Annotated in this window: 26 protein-coding genes and 1 other RNA gene; 12 read left to right on the top strand and 15 right to left on the bottom strand. The window is 61.5% G+C overall.

Features of this window, described 5'->3' with window-relative positions; all coding sequences use genetic code 11:
* Window positions 1–24 precede the first annotated feature (24 nt).
* On the top strand, window positions 25–678 hold the full coding sequence (locus SNL23_RS28880) for a gamma-glutamylcyclotransferase (RefSeq protein WP_076013086.1): 654 nt from the start codon (window positions 25–27) through the stop codon (window positions 676–678).
* Here the strand turns inward: SNL23_RS28880 and glpT are convergent.
* The 3 genes from glpT to SNL23_RS28895 form a co-directional block, all read right to left on the bottom strand.
* A complete protein-coding gene (gene glpT, locus SNL23_RS28885) occupies window positions 675–2,012 on the bottom strand; it encodes a glycerol-3-phosphate transporter (protein WP_048729316.1) in 1,338 nt (445 codons plus the stop codon). The two genes, SNL23_RS28880 and glpT, sit on opposite strands and share 4 nt — an antisense overlap.
* A gap of 283 nt (window positions 2,013–2,295) precedes the next feature.
* Window positions 2,296–2,913, bottom strand: a complete 618-nt coding sequence (locus tag SNL23_RS28890; RefSeq protein WP_318304433.1) for a flagellar basal body-associated protein FliL — start codon at window positions 2,911–2,913, stop codon at window positions 2,296–2,298.
* A gap of 75 nt (window positions 2,914–2,988) precedes the next feature.
* Complete coding sequence (locus tag SNL23_RS28895; protein WP_076013084.1) at window positions 2,989–3,966, bottom strand: NADPH:quinone oxidoreductase family protein; 978 nt, start codon at window positions 3,964–3,966, stop codon at window positions 2,989–2,991.
* A gap of 149 nt (window positions 3,967–4,115) precedes the next feature.
* Here SNL23_RS28895 and SNL23_RS28900 point away from each other — a divergent pair, with 149 nt between their 5' ends.
* A complete protein-coding gene (locus tag SNL23_RS28900) occupies window positions 4,116–4,523 on the top strand; it encodes a flagellar basal body-associated protein FliL (RefSeq protein ID WP_167664041.1) in 408 nt (135 codons plus the stop codon).
* Window positions 4,524–4,641: 118 nt separating this feature from the next.
* Here SNL23_RS28900 and SNL23_RS28905 read toward each other — a convergent pair whose 3' ends face one another.
* From SNL23_RS28905 to SNL23_RS28920, 4 genes are all read right to left on the bottom strand, one after another.
* A complete protein-coding gene (locus tag SNL23_RS28905) occupies window positions 4,642–5,760 on the bottom strand; it encodes an ABC transporter permease (protein ID WP_318304434.1) in 1,119 nt (372 codons plus the stop codon).
* Window position 5,761: 1 nt separating this feature from the next.
* Window positions 5,762–8,482: a ribosome-associated ATPase/putative transporter RbbA gene (gene rbbA, locus SNL23_RS28910; protein WP_318304435.1), complete on the bottom strand. Its 2,721-nt coding sequence runs from the start codon at window positions 8,480–8,482 to the stop codon at window positions 5,762–5,764.
* Window positions 8,479–9,444, bottom strand: coding sequence for an HlyD family secretion protein (locus SNL23_RS28915; RefSeq protein ID WP_318304436.1), 966 nt, complete (start codon window positions 9,442–9,444; stop codon window positions 8,479–8,481). The genes rbbA and SNL23_RS28915 overlap by 4 nt, the downstream gene beginning before the upstream one ends.
* Before the next feature lie 189 nt (window positions 9,445–9,633).
* On the bottom strand, window positions 9,634–10,083 hold the full coding sequence (locus tag SNL23_RS28920; RefSeq protein ID WP_167664043.1) for an EVE domain-containing protein: 450 nt from the start codon (window positions 10,081–10,083) through the stop codon (window positions 9,634–9,636).
* Between the two features lie 196 nt (window positions 10,084–10,279).
* On the opposite strand from SNL23_RS28920, the gene SNL23_RS28925 reads away from it, so the two are divergent.
* Window positions 10,280–10,429, top strand: a complete 150-nt coding sequence (locus SNL23_RS28925) for a hypothetical protein (RefSeq protein WP_003213959.1) — start codon at window positions 10,280–10,282, stop codon at window positions 10,427–10,429.
* A 7-nt stretch (window positions 10,430–10,436) separates the two neighbouring features.
* Here SNL23_RS28925 and SNL23_RS28930 read toward each other — a convergent pair whose 3' ends face one another.
* From SNL23_RS28930 to SNL23_RS28945, 4 genes are all read right to left on the bottom strand, one after another.
* Window positions 10,437–11,066 (bottom strand): 5-formyltetrahydrofolate cyclo-ligase, encoded by a 630-nt coding sequence (locus SNL23_RS28930; RefSeq protein WP_076013078.1) that lies wholly within the window; start codon window positions 11,064–11,066, stop codon window positions 10,437–10,439.
* 56 nt (window positions 11,067–11,122) lie between these two features.
* Window positions 11,123–11,301: non-coding RNA, 6S RNA (gene ssrS / locus SNL23_RS28935), on the bottom strand.
* A 30-nt stretch (window positions 11,302–11,331) separates the two neighbouring features.
* Window positions 11,332–11,649, bottom strand: a complete 318-nt coding sequence (locus SNL23_RS28940; protein WP_003213956.1) for a cell division protein ZapA — start codon at window positions 11,647–11,649, stop codon at window positions 11,332–11,334.
* The gene (locus SNL23_RS28945; RefSeq protein ID WP_003213954.1) at window positions 11,646–11,855 is read right to left on the bottom strand and encodes a TIGR02449 family protein; all 210 of its coding nucleotides are present in this window, start codon (window positions 11,853–11,855) and stop codon (window positions 11,646–11,648) included. The genes SNL23_RS28940 and SNL23_RS28945 overlap by 4 nt, the downstream gene beginning before the upstream one ends.
* Window positions 11,856–11,993: 138 nt before the next feature.
* Between SNL23_RS28945 and SNL23_RS28950 the strand changes: the two genes are divergently transcribed.
* The 9 genes from SNL23_RS28950 to gcvH all read left to right on the top strand — a co-directional run bounded on the left by SNL23_RS28950 (window position 11,994) and on the right by gcvH (window position 21,370).
* Window positions 11,994–12,551: a YecA/YgfB family protein gene (locus SNL23_RS28950; RefSeq protein ID WP_003213952.1), complete on the top strand. Its 558-nt coding sequence runs from the start codon at window positions 11,994–11,996 to the stop codon at window positions 12,549–12,551.
* 20 nt (window positions 12,552–12,571) lie between these two features.
* Window positions 12,572–13,894 (top strand): Xaa-Pro aminopeptidase, encoded by a 1,323-nt coding sequence (gene pepP, locus SNL23_RS28955; RefSeq protein WP_167664044.1) that lies wholly within the window; start codon window positions 12,572–12,574, stop codon window positions 13,892–13,894.
* Window positions 13,891–15,078, top strand: coding sequence for a 2-octaprenyl-6-methoxyphenyl hydroxylase (gene ubiH / locus SNL23_RS28960; RefSeq protein WP_318304440.1), 1,188 nt, complete (start codon window positions 13,891–13,893; stop codon window positions 15,076–15,078). The genes pepP and ubiH overlap by 4 nt, the downstream gene beginning before the upstream one ends.
* Window positions 15,071–15,556 carry a DUF4442 domain-containing protein gene (locus tag SNL23_RS28965; RefSeq protein ID WP_167664046.1) on the top strand — a complete coding sequence of 162 codons (486 nt, stop codon included), beginning with the start codon at window positions 15,071–15,073 and terminating at the stop codon, window positions 15,554–15,556. Before ubiH ends, SNL23_RS28965 begins: the two co-directional genes overlap by 8 nt.
* Window positions 15,557–15,565: 9 nt before the next feature.
* The gene (locus SNL23_RS28970; protein ID WP_167664199.1) at window positions 15,566–16,783 is read left to right on the top strand and encodes a 2-octaprenyl-3-methyl-6-methoxy-1,4-benzoquinol hydroxylase; all 1,218 of its coding nucleotides are present in this window, start codon (window positions 15,566–15,568) and stop codon (window positions 16,781–16,783) included.
* Between the two features lie 95 nt (window positions 16,784–16,878).
* Window positions 16,879–17,883, top strand: a complete 1,005-nt coding sequence (locus SNL23_RS28975) for an extracellular solute-binding protein (RefSeq protein ID WP_318304441.1) — start codon at window positions 16,879–16,881, stop codon at window positions 17,881–17,883.
* 196 nt (window positions 17,884–18,079) lie between these two features.
* Window positions 18,080–19,696 carry an ABC transporter permease gene (locus SNL23_RS28980; protein ID WP_167664047.1) on the top strand — a complete coding sequence of 539 codons (1,617 nt, stop codon included), beginning with the start codon at window positions 18,080–18,082 and terminating at the stop codon, window positions 19,694–19,696.
* 156 nt (window positions 19,697–19,852) lie between these two features.
* The gene (gene gcvT, locus SNL23_RS28985; RefSeq protein ID WP_076013071.1) at window positions 19,853–20,935 is read left to right on the top strand and encodes a glycine cleavage system aminomethyltransferase GcvT; all 1,083 of its coding nucleotides are present in this window, start codon (window positions 19,853–19,855) and stop codon (window positions 20,933–20,935) included.
* Between the two features lie 51 nt (window positions 20,936–20,986).
* Window positions 20,987–21,370 carry a glycine cleavage system protein GcvH gene (gcvH, locus tag SNL23_RS28990; protein WP_017476603.1) on the top strand — a complete coding sequence of 128 codons (384 nt, stop codon included), beginning with the start codon at window positions 20,987–20,989 and terminating at the stop codon, window positions 21,368–21,370.
* 42 nt (window positions 21,371–21,412) lie between these two features.
* Here gcvH and SNL23_RS28995 read toward each other — a convergent pair whose 3' ends face one another.
* The 4 genes from SNL23_RS28995 to SNL23_RS29010 all read right to left on the bottom strand — a co-directional run bounded on the left by SNL23_RS28995 (window position 21,413) and on the right by SNL23_RS29010 (window position 24,379).
* Window positions 21,413–22,552 (bottom strand): DegT/DnrJ/EryC1/StrS family aminotransferase, encoded by a 1,140-nt coding sequence (locus SNL23_RS28995; protein ID WP_167664048.1) that lies wholly within the window; start codon window positions 22,550–22,552, stop codon window positions 21,413–21,415.
* 159 nt (window positions 22,553–22,711) lie between these two features.
* Window positions 22,712–23,383, bottom strand: a complete 672-nt coding sequence (locus SNL23_RS29000) for an outer membrane protein (protein WP_076013070.1) — start codon at window positions 23,381–23,383, stop codon at window positions 22,712–22,714.
* A gap of 162 nt (window positions 23,384–23,545) precedes the next feature.
* Window positions 23,546–23,863, bottom strand: a complete 318-nt coding sequence (locus SNL23_RS29005; RefSeq protein ID WP_010167882.1) for a DUF2388 domain-containing protein — start codon at window positions 23,861–23,863, stop codon at window positions 23,546–23,548.
* A 69-nt stretch (window positions 23,864–23,932) separates the two neighbouring features.
* A complete protein-coding gene (locus tag SNL23_RS29010) occupies window positions 23,933–24,379 on the bottom strand; it encodes an NfeD family protein (protein WP_167664049.1) in 447 nt (148 codons plus the stop codon).
* Window positions 24,380–24,388 lie beyond the last annotated feature (9 nt).

A 24,388-nucleotide genomic window follows, 5' to 3' on the forward strand; every position in this document is an offset into this window, starting at 1 on the left:
CAAAGGAGACCTAAGCGATTTGCCATGACCGCCATTGAATCTGATCTTTTGCAATTGGCTTACCCTCCGCGGCTCGATCTGGGGCCGCAACTCACTCACGAACAGTTGATGAGCTCGATGCAAGCCACCATGGCTTTGCATAAGGGTGGGCCGGTCTGGCTATTCGCTTATGGTTCGCTGATCTGGCGGCCTGAATGTTCGTCCACACAACGCATGCGGGCGCGGGTCCACGGTTATCACCGGGGTTTGTACCTGTGGTCCCATGAGCACCGGGGCACGCCGGAAACACCGGGGTTGGTGTTTGGCCTGGATCGTGGTGGCTCGTGCAGTGGGTTTGCCTACCGCTTGCCGGAAGATCAGCTGGAGGCTTCGCTTTATGCCTTGTGGCAGCGCGAGATGCCTTACCCGTCCTACCGGCCACACTGGCTCACCTGCCGTCTTGAAGATGGCAGCCAGGTGCAGGCATTGGGATTTGTTTTGGAACGGCACCTGCCCAGCTATGCCGGGAACTTGCCCGATATCGTGCTGAATCACGTGTTGCAAAGCGCTTGCGGGCGTTACGGGACCACTCGCGATTATGTCGAGCAGACCGTCAACGCCCTGCGTAGCCACGCCATGCCAGACAAGAATCTGGAGGCGCGGCTCAAGCGGTGTTCCAAAGGCTGTTCCGACGATTAACGTGCGGTACTGACGCTATTGGTGTGCCACAAGGTGGGGATCAGGAATGCAATCGCCAGCAGGCACGCGCCGATCAGCAGCACAAAACCGCCGTCCCAACCGAAATGGTCAACGGTGTAGCCCATGGCCGCACTCGCTGCCACCGAACCACCCAGGTAACCGAACAGGCCCGTAAAGCCCGCCGCAGTACCGGCGGCTTTCTTCGGTGCCAGCTCCAGCGCCTGCAGGCCGATCAGCATCACCGGGCCGTAGATCAGGAAGCCGATGGAGAACAGCGCGATCATGTCGACCATCGGGTTGCCCGGCGGGTTGAGCCAGTAGACCAGGGTCGCGACGGTCACCAAGGCCATGAACACAATGCCCGTCAGGCCTCGGTTGCCACGGAAGATCTTGTCCGACATCCAGCCGCACAGCAGCGTGCCCGGAATGCCCGCCCACTCGTAGAAGAAGTACGCCCACGAGGTTTTATCCACGTCGAAGTGCTTGGCTTCCTTGAGGTACGTCGGTGCCCAGTCCAGTACGCCGTAGCGCAGCAGGTAGACGAAGACGTTGGCGAAGGCGATGTACCAGAGCATTTTGTTGCGCAGCACATACTTGACGAAGATTTCCTTGGCGCTGAATTCGTCTTCGTGGCTGGCGTCGTAGCCTTCCGGGTAGTCATTCTTGTACTCCTCGATAGGCGGCAGGCCCACCGATTGCGGAGTGTCGCGCATGGTAATGAAGGCAAATGCCGCCACCAGCAGGGCCACGGTGGCCGGGACGTAGAACGCCGCGTGCCAGTCGTTGAACCACGCCATGCCCAGCAGGAACAGCGGGCCGATCAAGCCACCGCCGACGTTATGCGCCACGTTCCATACGGAAACCACGCCGCCGCGTTCCTTCTGCGACCACCAGTGCACCATGGTCCGCCCACTTGGCGGCCAGCCCATGCCTTGGGCCCAGCCGTTGATGAACAGCAAAATGAACATCATGGTCACGCTGGACGTTGCCCAAGGCGCGAAACCGAAAATGAACATCACCCCGGCGGACACCAGCAGGCCGAAAGGCAGGAAGTAGCGCGGGTTGGAGCGGTCGGACACCAGGCCCATGAGGAACTTGGACAGGCCGTAGGCAATCGCAATCGCCGACATCGCCAGGCCCAACTGGCCACGGGTGTAACCCTCGTCGATCAGGTACGGCATGGCGAGAGAGAAGTTCTTGCGCAGCAAGTAGTACCCGGCGTAGCCGAAGAAAATACCGGCGAAGATCTGCCAGCGCAGGCGTCGATACGTGCTGTCTATTTTTTCTTCAGGCAGGGGCGCCTGATGTGCGGCAGGACGGAAGAAAGCAAACATTCAAGAGCTCCAGATTTCTTGTTTTGACTGCGGATGCGAATGTTACAGTTTCGTTACCGAAAATAGCACCGCCTCTTATCTGCGGGCATAGGAATAGAGTGCAATTGCATGTTCTTTTACGAACATGTCGCTTAGAGGCAAGTGAAGGACGTTTTCAGGAGGGAATGCCAAGAACCTGTGGCGAGGGAGCTTGCTCCCGCTGGACTGCGCAGCAGGCCCATCTTTGGGGGCCGCTTCGCGACCCAGCGGGAGCAAGCTCCCTCGCCACAGACAGTGATTCGGTTCAGATGCCGTTGGCGGCTGCGATATCACCTGGAAGCAGGTGTTCCTGGACTTTCTGGCTGCGTGACTCCACCAGTTGGCCTTGCTCGTCGAAGCGCAACACGATCAGCCAGTCATACACATTTTCCGGCCATTTCTTCATGCCGGTGAGTGCCGGGCCGTCGCCGCCAAAGGCTTCGATCAACTTGTCGATATGCCCGTGGTGCCACGCGATCAGCACGGTTTGGGCCTGGTTGGACTTGCGCAGCGACTTCACCAGCTTGCCGACTTGATCGTCTGAGTAGGGTGTTTCAAGTGGGAGTTGCAGGCGCTGGGCCAGCGGCGTCAGGGTCAGGCGAGGGCGGGAGCTTTCCTTGCTGTCGCTGGTAGCGATCAGCCGCTGGGGCACCACAGAGACTCCATTCAACAACAGTGGGTCGAAATAACTGGCATAGGCTACCGCCCTTTGTTCGCCCTTGGGGCTTAGCAACGGGCCTTCATCGGGTTTTTCTGCATGACGCACGATCAGCACGGTCACGTTGTTTAGCCCACGCACATCCTTGTCCTCTTTATGGGCAAAGGCTTGAGCCGAGATCACCATCAACAACCCCAGCAGCAGCGCGCGCAACCGTGTGACCATTATTTTTCCTGCCAATGAATGAGTGCCTCGGCCGATCATGGGCCCAGGCACCTCGCCGACAAAATGAAACAATCGTCAGCGTAGCTGCACCACGACCTTGCCGACGGCCTTGCGCTGGCCGAGGTCATTGATTGCCTGCGCCGCTTGCTCCAGCGGGTACACCTGGGACACCAGCGGCTTCAGCTTGCCTTCGGCAAACCAGTTGAACAGTTGCTGGAAGTTGGCGGCATTGTCCTGAGGCTGGCGCTGGGCAAACGACCCCCAGAACACCCCGACCACCGACGCGCCCTTGAGCAGCGCCAGGTTTACCGGCAACTCAGGAATGCGCCCGCTGGCAAAGCCCACCACCAGCAGCCGGCCATTCCAGGCGATGCCGCGAATGGCTTGGTCAAACAAGTCGCCGCCCACCGGGTCGTAGATCACATCCACACCGTTGCCGCCGGTAAGGCGTTTGATTTCGTCCTTGAGGCTGGCTTCGCTGTAATTGATCAGCTCATCGGCACCGGCCGCCTTGGCCACCGCCAGCTTGTCGGCACTGCTGGCCGCGGCGATCACCCGGGCGCCCATGGCCTTGCCGATTTCCACCGCAGCCAGGCCGACACCGCCGGAAGCACCGAGCACCAGCAGGGTTTCCCCAGGCTGCAGGTTGGCCCGCTGCTTCAGTGCGTGCATCGACGTGCCGTAGGTCATGCTGAACGCGGCGGCGGTGTTGAAGTCCATGCTCGGCGGGATTGGCAGCACGTTATAGCCTGGTACCGCGACCTGCTCGGCGAAGCTGCCCCAGCCGGTCAACGCCATCACCCGGTCACCGACCTTCAGGTGGCTGACGTTTTCCCCGACTTGGCTGACCACGCCCGCCGCTTCACCGCCTGGCGAAAACGGGAAGGGCGGCTTGAACTGGTATTTACCCTCGATGATCAGGGTGTCCGGGAAATTGACCCCGGCGGCATGCACGTCCAACAGGATTTCGTTCTTCTTGATCGCCGGGCTTTCGACGTCTTCCAGCACCAGGGTTTCGGCGGGGCCGAAGGCTTTGCACAGCACAGCTTTCATCGGACTATTCCTTTTGGCGTGTTGGCCGATAAGTGTAGGTGGGCAGGGCGACGGGTCAACGAGCATGCCCCGGCCTGATAAGTCGCCATAAGCTTGTGCTCAGGGCTGCTAGCGTTATGCTACTGGGCAACCGAATTGAGGAATGAATTGTGAAAGCGTGGATCCTGTTGATGCTGGCCCTGACACTGCCGATGGCCGCCCAGGCCGAAGAAGCCAAAGAAGGCGACGCGCCGAAGGTCAGCTATATCAGCCTGAGCCCGCCGTTCGTCGGTAACTACGGCCTGGACGGCACTGCGAAGCTGCGGGTGTTCAAGGCGGACATCGCCCTGCGGGTGACCGGCCCCGAGGCGGCGGCCGCCGTCAAAGCCAACGATGCGTTGATTCGCAACCAGTTGGTGGCGCTGTTTACCCAGCAAACCAACGACGCCATGAGCAGCGTCGACGGCAAGGAAAAGCTGCGCCAGGAAGCCCTGAAGCAGACTCAGCAAGTAATGAACGACGAGACCGGCAAGCCGCAGGTTGAGGATTTGTTGTTCAACAACCTGATCATCCAGTAAGCCGGTCGCTTCGCGCCCTTCGCGAGCAAGCCCGCTCCCACACTTGACCGAGTTCCAGCATGAGAACGCGGTTGAATGTGGGAGCGGGCTTGCTCGCGAAGAGGCCCTGACAGACACCTCAGGAAGCCAGGCTCTTCCTGAACCGCGCCAACGCCACCGCAAAGAACAACAACCCAATCCCCGCCAGTGCCAGCAAGTCCGGCCACACCACAGTCACGCCTGCATCCCTGAACAATATCGCCGCACTCAGGCTCACAAAATGCGTCGACGGCGAGCCCTGCATTACCCATTGCAACCACTGCGGCATGCTGTCCAGTGGCGTGCTGCCGCCGGACAACAGCAGCATCGGAATAATCACTGGGATCGCCAGCAGGCCGAACTGCGGCGTCGAGCGGGCGAGGGTGGCGAGGAAGATGCCCAAGGCCGTACTGGCAAACAGGTACAGCGCCGTCACCAGCAAAAACAACGTCAGCGACCCGGCCAGCGGCACGCCGAGCAAGCCTTTCACCACCACTTCCAGCGACAGCCAGGTGCACAGCACTACCACCAGCATGTTGCTCCAGATTTTCGCCAGCATGATTTCCAGTGCCGTCAGCGGCAGCACCAGCAGATGGTCGAGGGTGCCGTGTTCACGTTCACGCAGCAGCGCGGTGCCGGTCAGCACGATGGCGAGAATGGTGATGTTGTTGACGATCTGAATCACCGCCAGAAACCAGCCGCCTTCCAGGTTGGTGTTGAACAACGCCCGGGCGGTCAGCAGCGCCGGCGCTTTTTGGGCCGCATCGGCCTGGCCGCCATAGGTCAGCAATTCCCGCTGGAAAATCCGCCCGATATACCCGGCGCCCATGAACGCCTGGCTCATGGCCGTGGCATCGACGTTGACCTGCACGCCCGGCTGGCGCCCGGCCAACAGGTCGGCCTGGAAATTCGCCGGCACGTTGATCACGAAGGTGTACTGGCCGCTGTCCATCACCTTGTCCAGTTGGTCATACGGCAAAGGCACCGCCGCCTGGAATTCCGGTGGTTGCAGTGCTTCGGCCAGTTGTCGGGACAGCGCGCTGTGGTCTTCATCCACAAAGGCCACGCTGGCGTTGTGCACGCCGATCACCGAACCGGCGGCGGGCATGTAGATGGCGACGGTGAAGGCGTAGAACAGGAACAGCAGCAACACGCTGTCGTGGCGCAGGCTGGTCAGTTCCTTGATGCCGAGGCGCAGGATATGGGCGAACTTGTGCATCTCAGGCCTCCTGCTTCTTGAGCATGATCAGGCTAAGCCCGGTGAACCCCAGGAAGAACCCGAACAGCGCCAGGCACTGCGGCCACAACTGGCGCAGGTCGAGGGCTTTGGTAAAAGTGCCCACCGCAATGTCGAGGAAGTAGCCCGCCGGGAACAGCATGCCCATCAACGCGGCGGCACCTTCCAGGGACGAGCGCGGCACGATCAGCCCGGAGAACTGAATGGTCGGCAGGCTGGTGATGATCATGGTGCCGAGAATCGCCGCGATCTGGGTGCGGGTGAACGCGGAAATCAGCAGGCCCATGCTGGTGGTGGCCAGCACATACAGCAGGCCGCCGAAGGCCAGGGTCACGCCGCTGCCTTTGAAGGGCACGCCGAATAGCCAGCGGTTCATTGCTACCAGCAGCCCGAGGTTGATCAGGCTCACCGCCAGGTACGGTGCCTGTTTGCCCAGCAGGAACTCCAAGCGAGTCAGCGGTGTGGCGTAGAAGTTGGTGATCGAGCCCAGTTCCTTTTCGCGCACGATCCCCAGGGCCGTGAGCATCGCCGGGATGAAGGCGAGGATCAGCGCCATCACGCCCGGGCCGATGGCGTTCACGCTGACCACGTCCTGGTTGTACCGAAAGCGGGTTTCCAGTTTGGCGGCGGCTTGCTGATTCAGTGGCGTGCTGTTTAGTTCGGCCAGTTGCTGGAGATTGGCCTGATGCACCGCTTCTACATAATTGCGGCTGGTTTCCGCACGGAATGGCATGCCGCCATCGAGCCAGGCGGCCACGGCGGGTTGGCGGCCGGCGTAGAGGTCACGGCCGAAACCCGGCGGGATCTCCAGAGCGAGTTTGATTTCCGAGCGTTGCAGGCGTTTGTGCAGTTCGTTGGAGTCAGTGATCGGCGGTTGCTCGGCGAAATAGCGCGAACTGCGGAATGCTTCCAAGTAAGCACGGCTTTGCGGCGTTTGATCCTGGTCGTAGACAGCGAAGGCGAGCTTTTCCACGTCCAGGGAAATGCCGTAGCCGAAGATCACCATCATGAAAATCGCACCCAGCAGGGCGAAGGCCATGCGCACTTTGTCCCGCAGCAGTTCCTTGCCTTCGCGGCTGGCGACGGCCAATAGGCGGGCGATGCTGAACCCGCGTTTGCTGACGGGCGGCGCCATGGGTTCGCTGACGGTTTCGGTGGGTGCGGTAGTTGCTTCGGGCGCACCTTGGGCCTGTTCCAGGCAGGTGACGAACGCTGCTTCCAGGGTCTCGCCGTGGAATTGCTGTTGCAGCGCATCTGGTGTGTCGCAGGCCAGTACCTTACCCGCGTGCATCAGCGAGATCCGATCGCAGCGCTGGGCCTCGTTCATGAAGTGCGTGGACAGGAAGATCGTCACGCCCTGCTCCCGGGACAGCTCAATCAACAACCGCCAGAAATCATCCCGCGCGGCTGGGTCGACGCCCGAGGTCGGCTCATCGAGGATCAGCACTTCCGGGCGGTGCAGCACCGCCACCGCCAGGGACAAACGCTGACGCAAACCCAATGGCAGCTCGCCGGAAGGCTGCTCGGCAACGTCGCCCAGGTCAAAACGCTCGATCAACTCATCAATGCGCTGGCCGCTTTCAGCCTTCGGCAGGTCGAACAACTGCGCATGCAGCACCAGGTTCTGGCGCACGCTGAGTTCGCCGTACAGCGAGAAGCTTTGCGACATGAAACCCACGCGCTTGCGGGTCGCCAGGTCCTTGGCGTTTACCGGGTTGCCCAGCAGGGTCGCGGTGCCCTCGGTGGCGGGCATCAGCCCGGTGAGGACTTTCATGGTGGTGGTTTTGCCGCAGCCGTTGGAACCGAGGAAACCGAAGATCTCGCCTCGGCCAATGCCGAAGCTGACCTTGTCGACCGCCGTGAAGTCGCCGAAGCGCAGGGTCAGGTCGTGGGCTTCGATGGCGATGTCGGTGTTGTCGCTTTGCCGTGGCGGAATCACCAGCGGCCGGTTGTTGTGGGCGCTGTCACCCTGGAAATGGGTGAAGGCTTCGTCCAGTTTGCCGCTGGGTGTCGCGGCGGCGAGTTCGCTGCTCAAGCCGTCGGCGATCAGCTTGCCGCGGTCGAGCATCAGGCAGTGTTCGAACTGCTCGGCTTCTTCCATGTAGGCAGTGGCTACCAGCAATGTCAGCTGCGGGCGTTCGCTGCGTACGGTTTCCACCAGCTCCCAGAAGCGCCGACGGGACAGCGGGTCGACGCCGGTGGTGGGCTCGTCGAGGATCAGCAGGTCCGGGTCGTGGATCAGCGCGCAGCACAGGGCGAGTTTCTGTTTCATGCCGCCGGAGAGTTTGCCGGCGGGGCGCTCGGCGAAGCGCGCAAGGTCGGTGGCCAGCAGCAGGTTATGCATGCGCTGTTCGCAGTCGGCTTTCGTCAGGCCGAACAGCGTGGCGAAGAACCGGATGTTCTCGCTGATAGACAGCTCGGGGTACAGGTTGCCGCCCAGGCCCTGGGGCATGAAGGCGATGCGCGGGTACAGGCTGTTGCGATGGCGGCGGTCTTCGATGGAGCCGCCGAGTACTTGCAGTTCGCCTTGTTGAAGCTTTTTGACCCCGGCAATCAGGCCCAGCAGGCTCGACTTGCCGGCGCCGTCCGGGCCGATCAGCCCGCAGCGTGTGCCGGCGGGCAAGCTGAAGGCGATGTCGATCAGCGCCTGTTGCTTGCCGTAGCGATGGTTGATGCCCGTGGCGTGCAGCGCCAGGCCGCTCATTGCAGGTTGGCCGGCCAGTCCAGTTCAGCGGTGCGCACATAGCCGGCGCCGGGCATGCCCGGTTTGGCTTGCGGCACGGCGCTCGGTTGGGTCAGGCGCAGTTTGACCCGGAACACCAGCTTCTGGCGCTCGTCGCGGGTTTCCACTTCCTTGGGCGTGAACTGCGACTTGGCCGCGACAAAACTGATTTTCGCCGGCAGCGGTTGCTTCGGCAGGGCGTCGAGGACGATCCGCGCCTCGCTGCCCACGGTCAAAGCGCCTGTGACTGAAGCGGGCAGATACAGGTTCATGTATTGGTCGTTGGGGTCGATTAGCAGCAACACGCGACCACCGGCACCGAGCACTTCGCCGGGTTCGGCCAGGCGCAGCTGGATGATGCCGTCGATGGGCGCCCGCAGGCTGCTGTCTTCGATTTCGCTGGTGAGCTGCGCGACCTGGGCCTGGGCGGCGCCGATGGCGGCCTTCACCGAATTGACCTGGGCCTGCGCGGCGACCACGGCGGCGTTGCCGGTGTTTTGCCGCGCCTGCTGCTGGTCGATCAACTGGCCGCTGGCGAAGCCCCGTTTGTACAGCTCCTGGGTGCGCTTGAGTTCCTGGCTGGCCAGCAGTTGTTCGCTCTGGCGCAGTTGCACATTGGCTTGGGCGGCGGCGAAATTCTCTTTGGCGCGCAGCACTTCGGCTTCAGCCTGGGCGCGCTGGGCTTCCAGAGTGCGGGTGTCCATGCGCGCCAACAGTTGGCCCTTGAGCACCTTGTCGCCTTCGTCCACCCGCACTTCGGCGAGGCGCCCGGGGATTTTGGCGGCGATCTGCACTTCGGTCGATTCCAGCCGGCCATTGCCCATGCTCAAGCCTTCGGGCAGGCGGTCCTGGGTGGATTGCCAATAGCCAAAGCCGCCGGCGGCCAGCAGCAAGACAATCAATGGGTTGGCGAAAAGATGGGAGGTGCGGTGGTTCGTCGACATGGGTGCATCCTGCGGCGTTAGCGTCCTAGTTTGACCGATCCTGCCCGAAGGCCCTTGATGCGGGTCAAATGAACTGTAGGAACGAGGGGGGCGCCTAGCCCTTGCTCGCGAAAAACGTCAACGATAACGCGACCTGTCTGGATAGTCGCGGTGCCTTGGAGTTTTTCGCGAGCAAGCTCGCTCCTACAGTTAAAGCAGGCCGAGTACGGCGGCCCATTGCTCAGGGGTGACCGGCATCACCGAAAGGCGGCTGCCTTTTTGCACCAGGGGCAGTTCGGTGAGGGCGGTTTGCTGTTTCAGATAGCCCAGCCCCAGAACCTTGGGGAAGGTCTCGACGTGGGCGACGTTGATCGCGCTCCACGGGTTTTTCTCAGGGCTGGCTTTGGCGTCGAAATAATGGCTGTCAGGCTCCAGCGCGGTCGGGTCCGGGTAGGCCGCCTCGACGATTTTGCCGATGCCGGCAATCCCCGGTTCCGGGCAGCTGGAGTGATAAAAGAAGAACTGGTCACCCACCGCCATTGCCCGCAGGAAGTTACGCGCCTGATAGTTGCGCACCCCGTCCCAACGGGCTTCGCCGAGCTTTTCCAGGCCCTTGATGGACAGTTCATCGGGCTCGGATTTCATCAGCCAATAGGCCATGTTTTCGCTCCTCAAAAGACGATTGGGAAAGTTGTCCGGCAATTTTATGACAAACCGACGGTCGGTTGGCGTCAAGGTTTGCGTGTTGGTCCACGTTAACGCAGAATGCCGGGGTTTTGAGCTTGGCGCAGCTGGCACGGACTACTAATGGAACGTTGCTGTCATCATGTGCAAGATGCCTGAAGGGGGGCAATCGATGAAACGCAAACCGGATTTACTATGGATATTGGTTATTTTGTTCGGTCTGGGCGTCGTGACCACCGGCTATGCGCAGAGCTTGTGGTCGAACAAGACTGACGCACCGATTGAACTCGCACAGCAACAACCGCAACCGTTCAAACGCTGACCTGTCTTTAAGGCGCTGCTGGTTCCAGTAGCGTCTCTGCTATATACCAATCCTTATCGGTGACTGTGCCCTCAAGCGGTACATCCCAGCTCGCCTGCGCCAATCGTTCGACCTTCTGGCATTCATGGGCCAGGCCCAACAGTGTCGGCTTGCGCCAGGATTTCCGGCGGGCCATGTAGGCCAGGCTGCGGTCATAGAAACCGCCGCCCATGCCCAGCCGTCCGCCCACATCATCGAATCCCACCAGTGGCAACAGCACCAGGTCCAGCGCCCAGACCTTGCGTTGCCGGCTGACATTCACCTGTGGCTCAAGGATGCGAAAACGGTTGGGGCTCAGCTTCTCGCCGGGCCGTACCCGCTGAAACACCATCTTGGTTCGCGGCCATGCGCTGAGCACCGGCAGGTAAGTCGCTTTGCCCCGGCGTTGCGCGGCGCGCAGCAGCAGGCGCGGATCGATTTCACCGTCCGTCGGTAGATACAAGGAGATGTGTTTGGCTCGGCGAAACAGCGGGTGCTGTGCCAGTTGCCGATACAGGCCCAGGGCGGCCTGGCGTTGCTCGCTGGGCGTCAGGGCGCGGCGGGCTGTGCGCAGCATGCGTCGAAGTTGCGGGCGGGAAAGCGGCGCAGGTTCGGTCATGGTTTTCGGCTCATAAAACAATGCCAGTCCTAAGACTGGCATTGGATTTGGGAATCAGGCTCCCCGACAGAACCGCTGTCGACTAAGCCCTTGAACCCGAAAGTTCAAGGTGGAAGAAGCAGTAGGCTTTAAGGCTTTCCGTCTAGCGGACATGCACACCAGCCCAACGTGCAACTTCCAGGGTAGTGCGAATCGGCTCCGGGACATCGCCGACTGGCAAGCACGCCAGGGAGTGGGGCGAGTATACCCGAAACCGACGCCGCAATCAGCCCTTGGGTGGCTCTGGATCGGTAGAAAGTACCAGATCAACCCGCTCCAGCAGGTCGCGCACTTGCTCGCGCGTCGAGCCGCTGGCCTGCACGTCAGGCCGTTCCTGCTTATGCAGTAAATCGTGGGTAATGTTCAGTGCGGCCATCACCGCGATGCGATCGGCGCCGATGACTTTGCCGCTGCTGCGGATTTCACGCATCTTGCCGTCCAGGTAGCGGGCAGCGCTCACCAGGTTGCTGCGTTCTTCCTGTGGGCAGATGATCGAATATTCTTTGTCGAGAATCTGCACGGTGACGCTATTGCTTGAACTCATGAGTCTTGCTCCAGGGCCTTCAGGCGCGAAATCATCGATTCGACCTTACGCCGGGCGATTTCGTTTTTTTCAATGAGGTGAGCGCGTTCCTCGCGCCAGGTCTTTTCCTGAGCTAATAGGAGTCCGTTTTGGCTCTTAAGTTGCTCGACCCGGTTAATTAGCAGCTCGAGTCTGGCCATCAGCGCTTGCAGGTCGGTGTCTTCCATTGGGTTCCACTGGATTTGTCTGATGAATGGCAACTGCTGGATAAACGATCTGACGCCCTCGATAGTCTTGGTACGTCTGCCGATGCTAGGATACAGCGCTTCATTCTAGACATTGCGCCGCCTGGCGCCTAGCTCACCATGCCCATTCAGAATTCCCCGTACGATGCTTTTTCCAAACTGCTGAGCTCCAGCGGTCATCCTTGCTCGCCTGCCGAGCTGCACGGCGTGCTGCTGGGCCGCAGTTGCACCGGTGTCGGCTTTGATGCCGACAACTGGCTGGCCGACGTCGCCGAGCTGCTGGAAACCGAGCCCACCGAAAACGTGCGCAATGCCCTCATCGGCTTGCAAGAGATGGTCAAAGGCGAACTGACCGGTGATGACGTCACCGTCGTGTTGCTGCTGCCGACCGATGACGCGCCGCTCACCGAGCGCGCCGCCGCGCTGGGCCAATGGTGCCAAGGCTTCCTCCACGGTTTTGGCGTGAACGCCGGCGGCCTGGACCTGAGCACCGATGCCCAGGAAGTGCTGCAAGACCTGGCCGCCATCTCCCAGGTGCAAGACGCCCTGGAAGAATCCGAAGACGGTGAAAGCGACTACATGGAAGTCATGGAATACCTGCGCGTCGCGCCGCTGCTGCTGTTCACCGAGACCCGTAAATCGGCTGAGCCCGCTGCACCCAAGCCGTCGCTGCACTAAGAAAGGAAGCCCATCTGCCCATGATCCATATCCCCAAAGCGGAATACACCCGGCGCCGCAAGGCGCTCATGGCGCAGATGGAACCCAACAGCATCGCCATTCTGCCGGCGGCTGCGGTGGCCATCCGCAACCGTGACGTCGAGCACGTCTATCGTCAGGACAGCGACTTCCAGTACCTGAGCGGCTTCCCCGAACCGGAAGCGGTGATCGTGCTGATGCCCGGCCGCCAGCACGGCGAGTACGTGCTGTTCTGCCGTGAACGCAATGCCGAGCGGGAATTGTGGGACGGCCTGCGAGCGGGCACCGAAGGCGCGATCCGCGAATTCGGTGCTGATGACGCTTTCCCGATTACCGATATCGACGACATCCTGCCCGGCCTGATCGAAGGCCGTGACCGGGTGTATTCGGCGATGGGCAGCAATGCCGAATTCGACCGGCATCTGATGGAGTGGATCAACGTGATCCGCTCTAAAGCGCACCTCGGCGCCCAGCCGCCGAATGAATTTGTTGCCCTGGATCATCTGCTTCACGACATGCGCCTGTATAAATCGGCGGCAGAAGTGAAGGTGATGCGCGAGGCCGCGCGGATTTCCTGCGCGGCCCATGTGCGGGCCATGCAGGCCAGCCGCGCCGGGTTGTATGAGTTCAGCCTCGAGGCGGAGCTCGACTACGAGTTTCGCAAGGGCGGGGCGAAGATGCCGGCCTATGGCTCCATCGTCGCCTCGGGGCGCAACAGCTGCATCCTGCATTACCAGCAGAATGACGCGGTGCTCAAGGATGGCGACCTGGTGCTGATTGACGCCGGTTGCGAGATCGACTGCTACGCCAGCGACATCACCCGCACCTGGCCGGTGAGCGGCAAGTTTTCGGCTGAGCAAAAGGCGATTTACGAAATCGTGCTGGCTTCCCAGGAAGCTGCCTTTGCCGAAATCGCCCCGAACAAGCATTGGAACCAGGCCCATGAGGCGACGGTGCAAGTGATCACCGCCGGGCTGGTGAAGCTGGGATTGTTGCAGGGTGACGTCGACGAGCTGATCGCCAGCGAAGCCTATAAAGCCTTCTACATGCACCGCGCTGGCCACTGGCTGGGGATGGATGTGCACGATGTGGGCGAGTACAAGGTAGGCGGCGAGTGGCGGGTGCTGGAAGTCGGCATGGCGCTGACCGTGGAGCCGGGGATCTACATTTCCCCGGACAACCAGAACGTGGCGAAGAAATGGCGTGGCATTGGCGTACGCATCGAGGACGACGTGGTGGTGACCAAGCAAGGCTGTGAAATTCTGACCGGTGGCGTGCCCAAGTCCGTCGGCGAGATCGAAGCGCTGATGGCGGGTGCCCGATGAGTCGGGTCAACCTAGCGATTATCGGCGGCGGCCTGGTGGGCGCCAGCCTCGCGTTGGCGTTGCAGGCCGGGGCCAAGGCCCGTGGCTGGAAGATCGTGCTGATCGAGTCGTTTGCGCCTGGCGACAGTTACCAGCCGAGTTATGACGCGCGTTCTTCAGCGCTGTCCTTTGGCGCTCGGCAGATTTATCAACGGTTGGGTGTCTGGCAGGAAATCTCCCGTCGCGCCGAGCCGATCAAGCAGATTCATGTGTCGGACCGTGGCCGTTTCTCCACTGCGCGCCTGTCGGCCATGGAAGAAGGCGTGCCCGCCCTCGGCTACGTGGTGGAAAACGTCTGGCTCGGCCAATGCCTGTGGCAAGGCCTGGACAAGGAAGTCGTCAGCTGGCGTTGCCCGGCGGAAGTCACCCGCATGGAGCCGCTTGCCGATGGCTACCGCCTGACCCTCAATGACGAAACCGTGCTGGAGTGCGACCTCGCGGTGCTGGCCGATGGCGGCCGCTCCGGCTTGCGCGAGCAACTGGGCATCGGCGTCAAAAAGCGGCCGTACAACCAGAGTGCGCTGATCGCCAACATCACCCCAAGCGAAGCTCACAACGGCGAGGCGTTCGAGCGGTTCACCGACGAAGGGCCGATGGCCTTGCTGCCGTTGCCGGACAACCGTTGCGCGCTGGTCTGGACCCGCATCGGCATGGACGCCCAGCGCCTGGCCGAGCTGGACGATCGCAGCTTCCTCAGTGAATTGCAGGGTGTGTTCGGCTACCGCTTGGGCACTCTGAAGCAGGTCGGTGCGCGTCACTTGTACCCGTTGACCCTTGTGGAAGCCGAAGAACAAGTGCGCTCCCATCTGGCGGTGCTCGGTAATGCCGCCCACAGCCTGCACCCGATTGCCGGTCAAGGCTTCAACCTGTCCCTGCGGGATGCCTACGCGTTGGCCGAGGCGCTGCTGGCCGGGCCTGAGATCCCGGGCGACCTGGCGACCTTACAGGCATATCGCGAGCGCCAGCGCATGGACCAGAAACTCACTGTCGGTTTTTCCGACCAAGTCACCCGCCTGTTTGGCAGTGCGCAACCGTTGGTAGCGCTGGGCCGCAACATGGGGTTGCTGGGTCTGGACCTGCTGCCGCCGGCCAAGCGCTGGTTTGCGCGTCAGGCCATGGGCCTGGGTACCCGTCCCGATGCGTGAGTGGCTGACCCAACGCCTGGGCAAGGCGCGGCTGTTGCGCTGGATCATGACCCTGTACCCGCCGTACCTCGGGGCCGGAGTTCGGGTGTTGCACATCGGCAGCGATTTTCGCGAGGTCAAGGTGCGCATGGGCCTGGGCTGGTACAACCGTAATTACGTTGGCACGCAGTTTGGCGGCAGCCTGTATTCGATGGTCGACCCGTTCTACATGCTGATGCTGATGGAGAACCTGGGGCGCGACTACATTGTCTGGGACAAGGCTGCGGCCATCGATTTCATCTCCCCGGGCAAAGGCCCTGTGTTTGCCGAATTTTCCATCGACCAGGCGTTGCTGGACGAGATTCGCCAGCACACCGCCGGCGGCGAGAAGTACCTGCCGCAGCTCAAGGTGCAGATTCATGACGGCTCCGGCACCCTGGTGGCGCGGGTCGACAAAACCCTTTACGTGCGGCGCAAGCCGCAAGCGAGACAGGCTTAAAGCATGGACATGCGCGCAGATGTGCTGATTGTCGGGGCCGGAATGGTCGGAAGCGCCCTGGCGCTGGCGTTGCAGGGCAGTGGCCTGCAGGTGCTGCTGCTGGACGGCAGCCCGCTGAGCGTCAAACCGTTCGACCCGGACGCCGCGTTCGAGCCGCGGGTGAGCGCCCTGTCGGCCGCCAGCCAACGCATCCTCGAACGCCTCGGCGTGTGGGACGGCATTGTCGAGCGACGTGCCAGCCCTTATGGCGAGATGCAGGTGTGGGACGGCAGCGGCACCGGGCAGATTCACTTCTCGGCAGCCAGTGTGCATGCCGAGGTGCTTGGGCATATCGTCGAAAACCGTGTGGTTCAGGACGCCTTGCTCGATCGCCTGCACGACTGCGACCTCGGGTTGCTGGCCAACGCGCGCCTGGAACAGATGCGCCGCTCCGGCGATGACTGGCTGCTGACCCTGGCTGATGGCCGCACCTTGCGCGCGCCGCTGGTGGTCGCGGCGGACGGCGCCAACTCGGCCGTGCGCCGTCTGACCGGCACCGCCACCCGTGAGTGGGATTATTTGCACAACGCCATCGTCACCAGTGTGCGCAGCAGTCAGTCGCATCAGCGCACGGCATGGCAACGTTTTACCGACAACGGCCCGCTGGCGTTTTTGCCGCTGGTGCGCGATGGGCAGGAAGACTGGTGTTCGATCGTCTGGTCGACCACCCCGAGTGAGTCCGAGCGCTTGATGGCGCTGGACGATGAAAGCTTCTGCCGTGAGCTGGAACTCGCCTTCGAAGGACGCCTGGGCACCGTGGTAAGCGCCGATCCACGGGTGTGCGTGCCGTTGCGCCAGCGCCATGCCAAGCGTTACGTCGCCGAGGGCCTGGCATTGATTGGCGATGCGGCCCACGTCATTCATCCGTTGGCGGGGCAGGGCGTGAACCTGGGCTTCCTCGATGCGGCGGTGCTGGCCGAGGTGTTGTTGGCCGCCAACGAGCGCGGTGAGCGCCTGGCGGATGCGAAGGTGCTCAGCCGTTACGAGCGCCGGCGCATGCCGCACAACCTGGCACTGATGGCGGCGATGGAAGGCTTCGAGCGGTTGTTCCAGGCTGATCAACTGCCGCTGCGCTGGCTGCGTAATGCCGGGCTGAAGGTGGTTGAGCAGATGCCGGAGGCCAAAGCGTTGTTTGTGCGTCAGGCCTTGGGCTTGTCCGGCGATTTGCCGGAGCTGGCCAAGGCCTGAGGGGGCTGCGCAACATTTGGTAACGGCTCCGTCGAGCGTTACCAAATGTGAGTCCTTATCATTTGCCCTCTTTTCGCAAATGAGAGACCGCACCCATGTTGGCACCCAAGCGCCTCCTGACTGCCCTGGCACTCACCCTGATCGGCAGCACCACCGTGCAGGCGGCCGATGAGGTCGTGGTCTACTCCTCGCGCATCGACGAATTGATCAAGCCGGTGTTCGACGCCTACACCAAAAAGACCGGCGTGCAGGTGAAGTTCATCACCGACAAGGAAGCGCCGCTGATGCAGCGCATCAAGGCCGAAGGTGAAAACGCCGCCGCCGACCTGCTGCTCACCGTCGATGCCGGCAACCTCTGGCAGGCCGAGCAGATGGGCATCCTGCAACCGTTCACCTCTGCGGTGATCGACAAGAATATCCCCCTTCAATACCGCTCTTCGGCCCATGCCTGGACCGGCTTGAGCCTGCGCGCGCGGACCATCGCCTACTCGACGGATCGCGTGAAGCCGGGCGACCTGACCACCTACGAGGCGCTGGCCGACAAGCAATGGGAAGGCCGCCTGTGCCTGCGCACTGCGAAGAAGGTCTACAACCAGTCGCTGACCGCCACCCTGATCGAAACCCACGGCGCGGCCAAGACCGAAGAAATCGTCAAGGGTTGGGTCAACAACCTGTCCACCGACGTGTTCTCCGATGACATCGCCGTGCTCGAGGCGATCAATGCCGGGCAGTGCGACGTCGGTATCGTCAACACCTATTACTACGGCCGCCTGCACAAGCAGAAGCCGGACCTGGCGGTGAAACTGTTCTGGCCCAACCAGGGCGACCGTGGGGTGCACGTCAACCTGTCGGGCATCGGCTTGACCAAGCATGCACCGCACCCGGAAGCGGCCAAGGCGCTGGTTGAATGGATGACTACACCGGAAGCGCAGAAGATTTTTGCGGATGTGAACCAGGAATTCCCGGCCAACCCGGCCGTGCCGCCGTCGGCTGAAGTCGCGACCTGGGGCAAGTTTGTGGCCGATACGTTGCCGGTGGAAGTGGCGGGCAAGCGTCAGGCCGAGGCGATTCGCTTGATGGATCGGGCTGGCTGGAACTAGATACAATTTGTAAGGCACCGCCGATCTAAATGTGGGAGCGGGCTTGTGTGGGAGCGGGCTTGCTCGCGAAGACGGTGTATCAGTCACCTGTGCGTTGACTGACACGCCGCTTTCGCGAGCAAGCCCGCTCCCACACAAGCCGCTCCCACATTGGTTAGCGGTGGCTTCAAGCTATTCATTCTCTGAGAATTAACCTTTGGCCCATCCCGCCCAACGCCGCTGGTACCTGCCGGTCTTCACCGTCGCCGCCCTGGTGCTGCTGCCGCTGAGCGTGCTGTTGCTGTCGTGGCAGAGCATCGATCACCAGATCTGGTCCCACCTGTGGGAAACCCAGATGCCACGCCTGCTGGGCAACACCTTGACCCTGGTGCTGGGCGTCGGTGTGGGCGTTACGCTGCTGGGTGTCAGCCTGGCCTGGCTGACCAGCCTCTGCGAATTCCCCGGCCGGCGCTGGCTGGACTGGGCGTTGATGCTGCCTTTCGCGATTCCTGCCTATGTGCTCGCCTTCGTCTTCGTTGGCTTGCTGGACTTCTCCGGTCCGGTGCAAACCCTGCTGCGCGAATGGTTCGGCACGGGGTTGCGCCTGCCTCGCGTACGGTCCACCAGCGGCGTGATCATCGTGCTAATGCTGGTGTTCTATCCCTACGTCTACCTGTTGGCGCGCACCGCGTTTCTCGCCCAGGGCAAAGGCCTGATGGAAGCGGCGCGGGTATTGGGGCAGTCACCGTGGCAAGCGTTCTGGCGTGTGGCCCTGCCCATGGCGCGCCCGGCCATCGGTGCGGGTGTGGCCTTGGCGCTGATGGAGACGTTGGCAGATTTTGGCGCCGTCTCGGTGTTCAACTTCGACACCTTTACCACCGCCATCTACAAGACCTGGTACGGCTTTTTCAGCCTCTCCAGTGCTGCGCAACTGGCCAGCCTGTTGCTGCTGGTGGTGATGCTGGTGCTGTACGGCGAGCGCCGTGCCCGGGGTGCCAGCCGACCCAGCAACGAGCGACCTCGCGGCAAGGCGCTGTACCACCTGCGCGGGTTCAAGGCGGCGTTGGCCAGCGGTTGGTGCGGCTTGGTATTCGCCTGCGCGTTCGTGATTCCGATGCTGCAACTGGTGGCTTGGTTCTGGCAGCGGGGTCGCTTCGATCTGGACGAGCGCTACGCCGGCTTGATCGTCCATACCCTCTACCTCGGTGGTATGGCGGCCCTGATCACCGTCAGCGTGGCCCTGGTGCTGGCGTTCGCCCATCGTTTGGCGCCCACTCGGGCCATCCGCTCCGGCATCAGCCTGGCCAACGTGGGTTACGCGCTGCCGGGCTCGGTGCTGGCGGTGTCGATCATGTTGGCGTTCAGCTACCTGGATCGTGAGTTGGTGATCCCGGTATCAGGCTGGCTGGGGGGCGCCGGCAAACCGCTGTTACTGGGCAGTTTGTCGGCCTTGCTGCTGGCGTATCTGGTGCGCTTCATTGCGGTGGCCTACGGGCCGCTGGAAAACAGCCTGGCGCGAATCCGCCCGTCCTTGCCGGAAGCCGCCCGCAGCCTGGGCGTCAGCGGGCCGCGACTGTTTTGCAAAGTGTATCTGCCGCTTTTGCTGCCGGGCACCCTGAGCGCGGCGTTGCTGGTGTTTGTCGATGTGCTCAAGGAAATGCCCGCCACCCTGCTGATGCGCCCGTTCGGCTGGGACACACTGGCGGTCCGGATTTTCGAGATGACCAGTGAAGGGGAGTGGGCGCGGGCTTCGCTGCCGGCCTTGACCCTGGTGTTGGTGGGCCTGTTACCGGTCATCGGGTTGATCCGACGTTCGGCGAGACGAATCGGTTAGGTGCCAGTCCTACGGCATGAGGCTACAATGCGCGGCATTCGGTGCGGTCGATCTTTCAGATCGGGTTGCTGAACGCGGCTACAGGCCTTGTATTTCAAGGCGTGCGGCCCGAACGGCGACCGTCCGCACCTTCGCCACGCCCGGAAGGAGAAACCCATGGGACAGCGCACGCCTCTGTATGACCTGCATCTCGCCCTTGGCGCGAAAATGGTCGATTTTGGCGGTTGGGATATGCCGTTGCACTACGGCTCGCAGGTTGAGGAACACCATCAGGTGCGACGCGACTGCGGGGTGTTTGATGTATCCCATATGACCGTGATCGATATCAAAGGCCCCCAGGCCAAGGAATGGCTTCAGCATCTGCTGGCCAATGATGTTGACCGACTGCACGGCTGCGGCCGTGCGTTGTACAGCGCCATGCTCAACGAGCAGGGCGGCGTGGTGGACGACATGATCGTGTACCGCACCGAGACCGGTTACCGGCTGGTGGTCAACGCTGCCACCCGCGACCAGGACATGGCCTGGATGCAGGCCCGGCTCGGCAGCTTTCAGGCCCAGATCCACGAGCGGCCCGAATTGGCCATGCTCGCTATTCAGGGCCCCCATGCCCGGCAAAAGATCGCCGAACTGGTCACCCAATCACGCGCCACCTTGATTCACCAGCTCAAGCCCTTTGAAGGTTTTGCCGACGGCGACTGGTTTATTGCACGCACCGGTTATACCGGTGAAGACGGCCTGGAAATTGTCCTTCCGGCCAACCAGGCCCCGGCGTTTTTCAACGATCTGGTGGGCGCAGGTATTTCGCCCATCGGCCTCGGCGCCCGCGACACGCTGCGCCTTGAGGCCGGCATGAACCTCTACGGTCAGGATATTCATCAGGACGTTTCGCCCCTGGCAGCCAACATGGCCTGGAGCATCGCCTGGGAGCCGGCCGAGCGCGATTTCATCGGCCGCGCCGCCCTGGAAGCCGAAAAGGCTGCGGGCGTGAAGTCCAAGCTGGTCGGCCTGGTACTGGAGGAGCGCGGGGTTTTACGCGCTCATCAGGTGGTTCGTATCGCCAATGTTGGCGAAGGAGAGATCACCAGTGGTAGTTTCTCTCCTACGCTAAGCAAATCCATTGCCCTGGCGCGTGTGCCGTCGGCGACTGCTGACCGGGCCGAGGTGGAAATCCGCGGCAAGTGGTACCCGGTTCGGGTGGTCAAACCGACCTTCGTGCGTCATGGCAAAACATTGATTTAACTTTTCCGGCGGGCCAATGGCCGCTGACATTTTTTCTTGAGGACACAGACTATGAGCGATATCCCTGCCGACCTGCGTTTTGCCGAAAGTCACGAATGGGCCCGTCTGGAAGCTGACGGCACCGTGACCGTCGGGATCTCGGACCATGCCCAGGAAGCATTGGGGGATGTGGTGTTCGTCGAGTTGACCGAAGTCGGCAACGTATTTGAGGCGACTCAGCAGGCGGGTGTAGTTGAATCGGTTAAGGCCGCTTCAGATATCTACTCGCCAATTGCTGGCGAAGTGATCGCGGTGAACGACGCCTTGAGCGGCGAGCCAGAGCTGTTGAACTCCGACCCTTACGGCGCCTGGATCTTCAAGCTCAAGCCAAGCAACCCGGCTGAGCTGGACAAGCTGCTGGATGCTGCCGGTTACAAGGCTGCCATCGGCGAGTGATCCTGCTGCGGGAGCCGGCAATCGGCTCCCGCTAAGGTTTTATCAGCGCTTCAATACCGCTTTGACTGCCGCTACCGAACGCTCTACATCCGCCTTCGTCATCGCCGTGAACATCGGCAACGACACAATCAAGCGCCCCACTTTTTCCGCTACCGGAAACATGCCTTCCTTGAACCCCTGCGCCTTGTACAAGCTCAGCAGGTGGATCGGCGGGTAGTGATAGCCAATGCCGACGCCGTGGGCCTGCATCTGCTCCATGAACGTGGCGCGTGCCGGCAACCCGTCCTGGCGCTCCGGCAGTACCAGTTGGAACAGGTGCCAGTTGCTGTTTTCGAAGTCTGCCGGTGGCAATTGCGCGCCGTACTCTTCTTCAAAATCACTGCCGAAGCATTCGAAATAGTGCCGCGCCAGCTCCTGGCGATGGGCAGTGATCTTCTCGATATGGGCGAATTGGCCCAAGCCGATGGCCGCTGCGATGTCGGTCATGTTGAACTTGCCGCCGAGTACATCCACGTCCAGGCCGTCGAAGCCGGTGCGGGTCACGCCTTGCAGGCGATATTTTTCTGCCAGGCGCGCTTCTTCAGCGTTGTTCAACACCAGGCAGCCGCCTTCGGATGACGTGATGTTCTTGTTCGCCTGGAAGCTGAACGACACGAAATCGCCGGTAGCGCCAATGCGCTGGCCATCCCAGCTGGAGCCCAAGGCCTGGGCGGCGTCTTCGACGATGCGCAGGTTGTACTTGTTGGCCAGCGCGTAGAGCAATGGCATGTCCAGTGGCAGACCGGCCAGGTACACCGGGATGATCGCCTTGGTGCGCGGCGTGATCGCGGCTTCCACCTGGGCCAGGTCGATATTGCGGGTAACCGGGTCGATATCAGCGAACACTGGCGTGGCGCCGACTTCCAGAATCACGTTGGCCGTGGCGACCCACGAAATCGGGGTGGTGATGACTTCATCTCCAGGGCCGATTCCGGCGATGCGCAAGGCGATCTCCATGGTGCAGGTGCCCGAGTTGAAGGTGCGCACCGGGCGCCCGCCAAAGTATTCCGACAACTGCGCTTCGAACGCCTGCACTTTCGGCCCGCTGGTGATCCAGCCGGAGCGCAGTACGTCGCCCACCGCCGAGATAGTGGCTTCATCAATGGTGGGCTTGGAGAACGGCAGAAAGGGCAGTTGGCTCATGACGTTGAAGGCATCCGTTTCAGAAAGGCGCTGAGAAAAAAGCATATCAATGCCGCGCATGGTTGCACGGCTCGACTGAATATAGCCTGTCGCCTGTGAATGAATCGTCCCCCCTTAAACAAAAATGCCGCCTTGGGAGCGGCATTTTCAGCATCGGTGTCAGAAGGCGACGCGTGCCTCAAGAAACACATTCTGTTCCTTGAGCTTGCCTTTGAGCTGTTCGTCCAGGGCATTTATCCGGTTTGCGAACGTGTTGTAGCCGGTTTCGATCCTGCCCATGTCCACGTAACGCCAGCCGGTGCCCAGGGTCAGGGTTTTGCTGACCTTGGCATCCAGCCCCAGGCCCACGCTGTAGGCGAAGTTGTGTTGGCGATGGCTGGCGAAGCGACGGGTTTCGTTGGCCTGATAGCCATTGGCGTCAATTTGGGCCAGGCCCACCCCTGCCATGCCGTAGAACGACAGCCACTCGTTGATCGGGATATTTTTATAACCGTTGAGCATCAAGCGCTGGCTGTCGGTCTGCAGGCTGTTGACGTTGGCATTGAACGGTGCCCAACGGGATTTGTAGTTCGATTGGCTGGGCATGGTGTATTCACCTTCAACGCGCCAGCCATCAGCCAAGGCATAACCCACGGCAAATGAACCGGTGAATGTCTTGCTGTTGTCTGGCGCTTCTACCCGGTGGGTTACCCGTGGGCTGGTCAACAGGGAGCTTGAGAGATTCTGGCGGGCGCTGTTGAGCTTTGCCGACCCGTACCAACCTTCTGCCTGGGCGTAAGGGGTGACGATCGCGGCAAGCAGCAGGGCGCAGGAGAGTTTTTGCATGGTCATCGATTCACTTGATCTAAAAAGGGAGTCGATAGCTTGTTGCTGGGGGGACGGGCCGCTCGACAGGAGTTTTCCTGATCAAATCCTGAATCGTCAGCGTCGGGTGTAGGAAGGCGGGGCAAAAAAATGCCGCTCTCGAAGAGCGGCATTTTTTATGCGGCGGTATTACTCGGAAGCAATGGCGTTTTTCGCCAGGATAGCGTTGGCCAGGTCCATATCCGTGGCCTTGAGGCCAGGGTTATCAGCGCGCACCTTCTGCATCGCAGCTTCCAGGTACGGGCCACGGATGCTGCCGTCGCTGGCGACGAAGCTACCGGCGTCGTCCTGGGCGGCGACCACCATTTTGTGGTCCTTGAAGGTCAGGTACGTCGAGCCGGTGGTGGCACCCGATGAGATGACATTACGCCAGAAGCTGTCGGCCATGGCTGAACCGACAGGAAGGGAAAGCACAGCGAGGGTTGCGACAGCATATTTTAGACGCATGATGGGTGACTCCGACTGGGTTATCTGAACAGTTTGATTGTAGATAGCCCAGTCGAGTTCCATGGATGACTAAACAGTTTCAACCTGCAAAATCACGCCTTCCTGACCAGTGACACGTACGTGTGCCCCAACCGGCGCGTCAGGCCCGGATGCCATCCAGACACCGTCCCCAACCTTGATCTTGCCACGTCCCTCGATAATGGCCTGATGCACCACAAAGGTGCGGCCGATCAGCTCCGAACCGCGCATGTTCAGCCCTGGCTGGTCGCTGACTTTGGCGCTGCTACGTTGGCGTCGCCACCAGTACACCGCCGTCAGGATCGATAACACCGCGAACAGCAGCAGTTGCCATTCGAGGCCCAGGCTCGGGATCAGGAATTTGATCACGCCCACGGCTGCCGCGGCGATGCCCATCCACAGCAGATAACCGCCGGCACCGAACACTTCAAGGATCAACAGCACCGTGCCCAGTGCCAGCCAGTCCCAAAACGACAGGTGCTGCAGGAATTCCCACATGGCGCGTGC

The sequence above is a fragment of the Pseudomonas sp. SED1 genome (genome assembly GCF_034044025.1).
In the GTDB taxonomy this organism is placed as follows: Bacteria; Pseudomonadota; Gammaproteobacteria; order Pseudomonadales; family Pseudomonadaceae; genus Aquipseudomonas.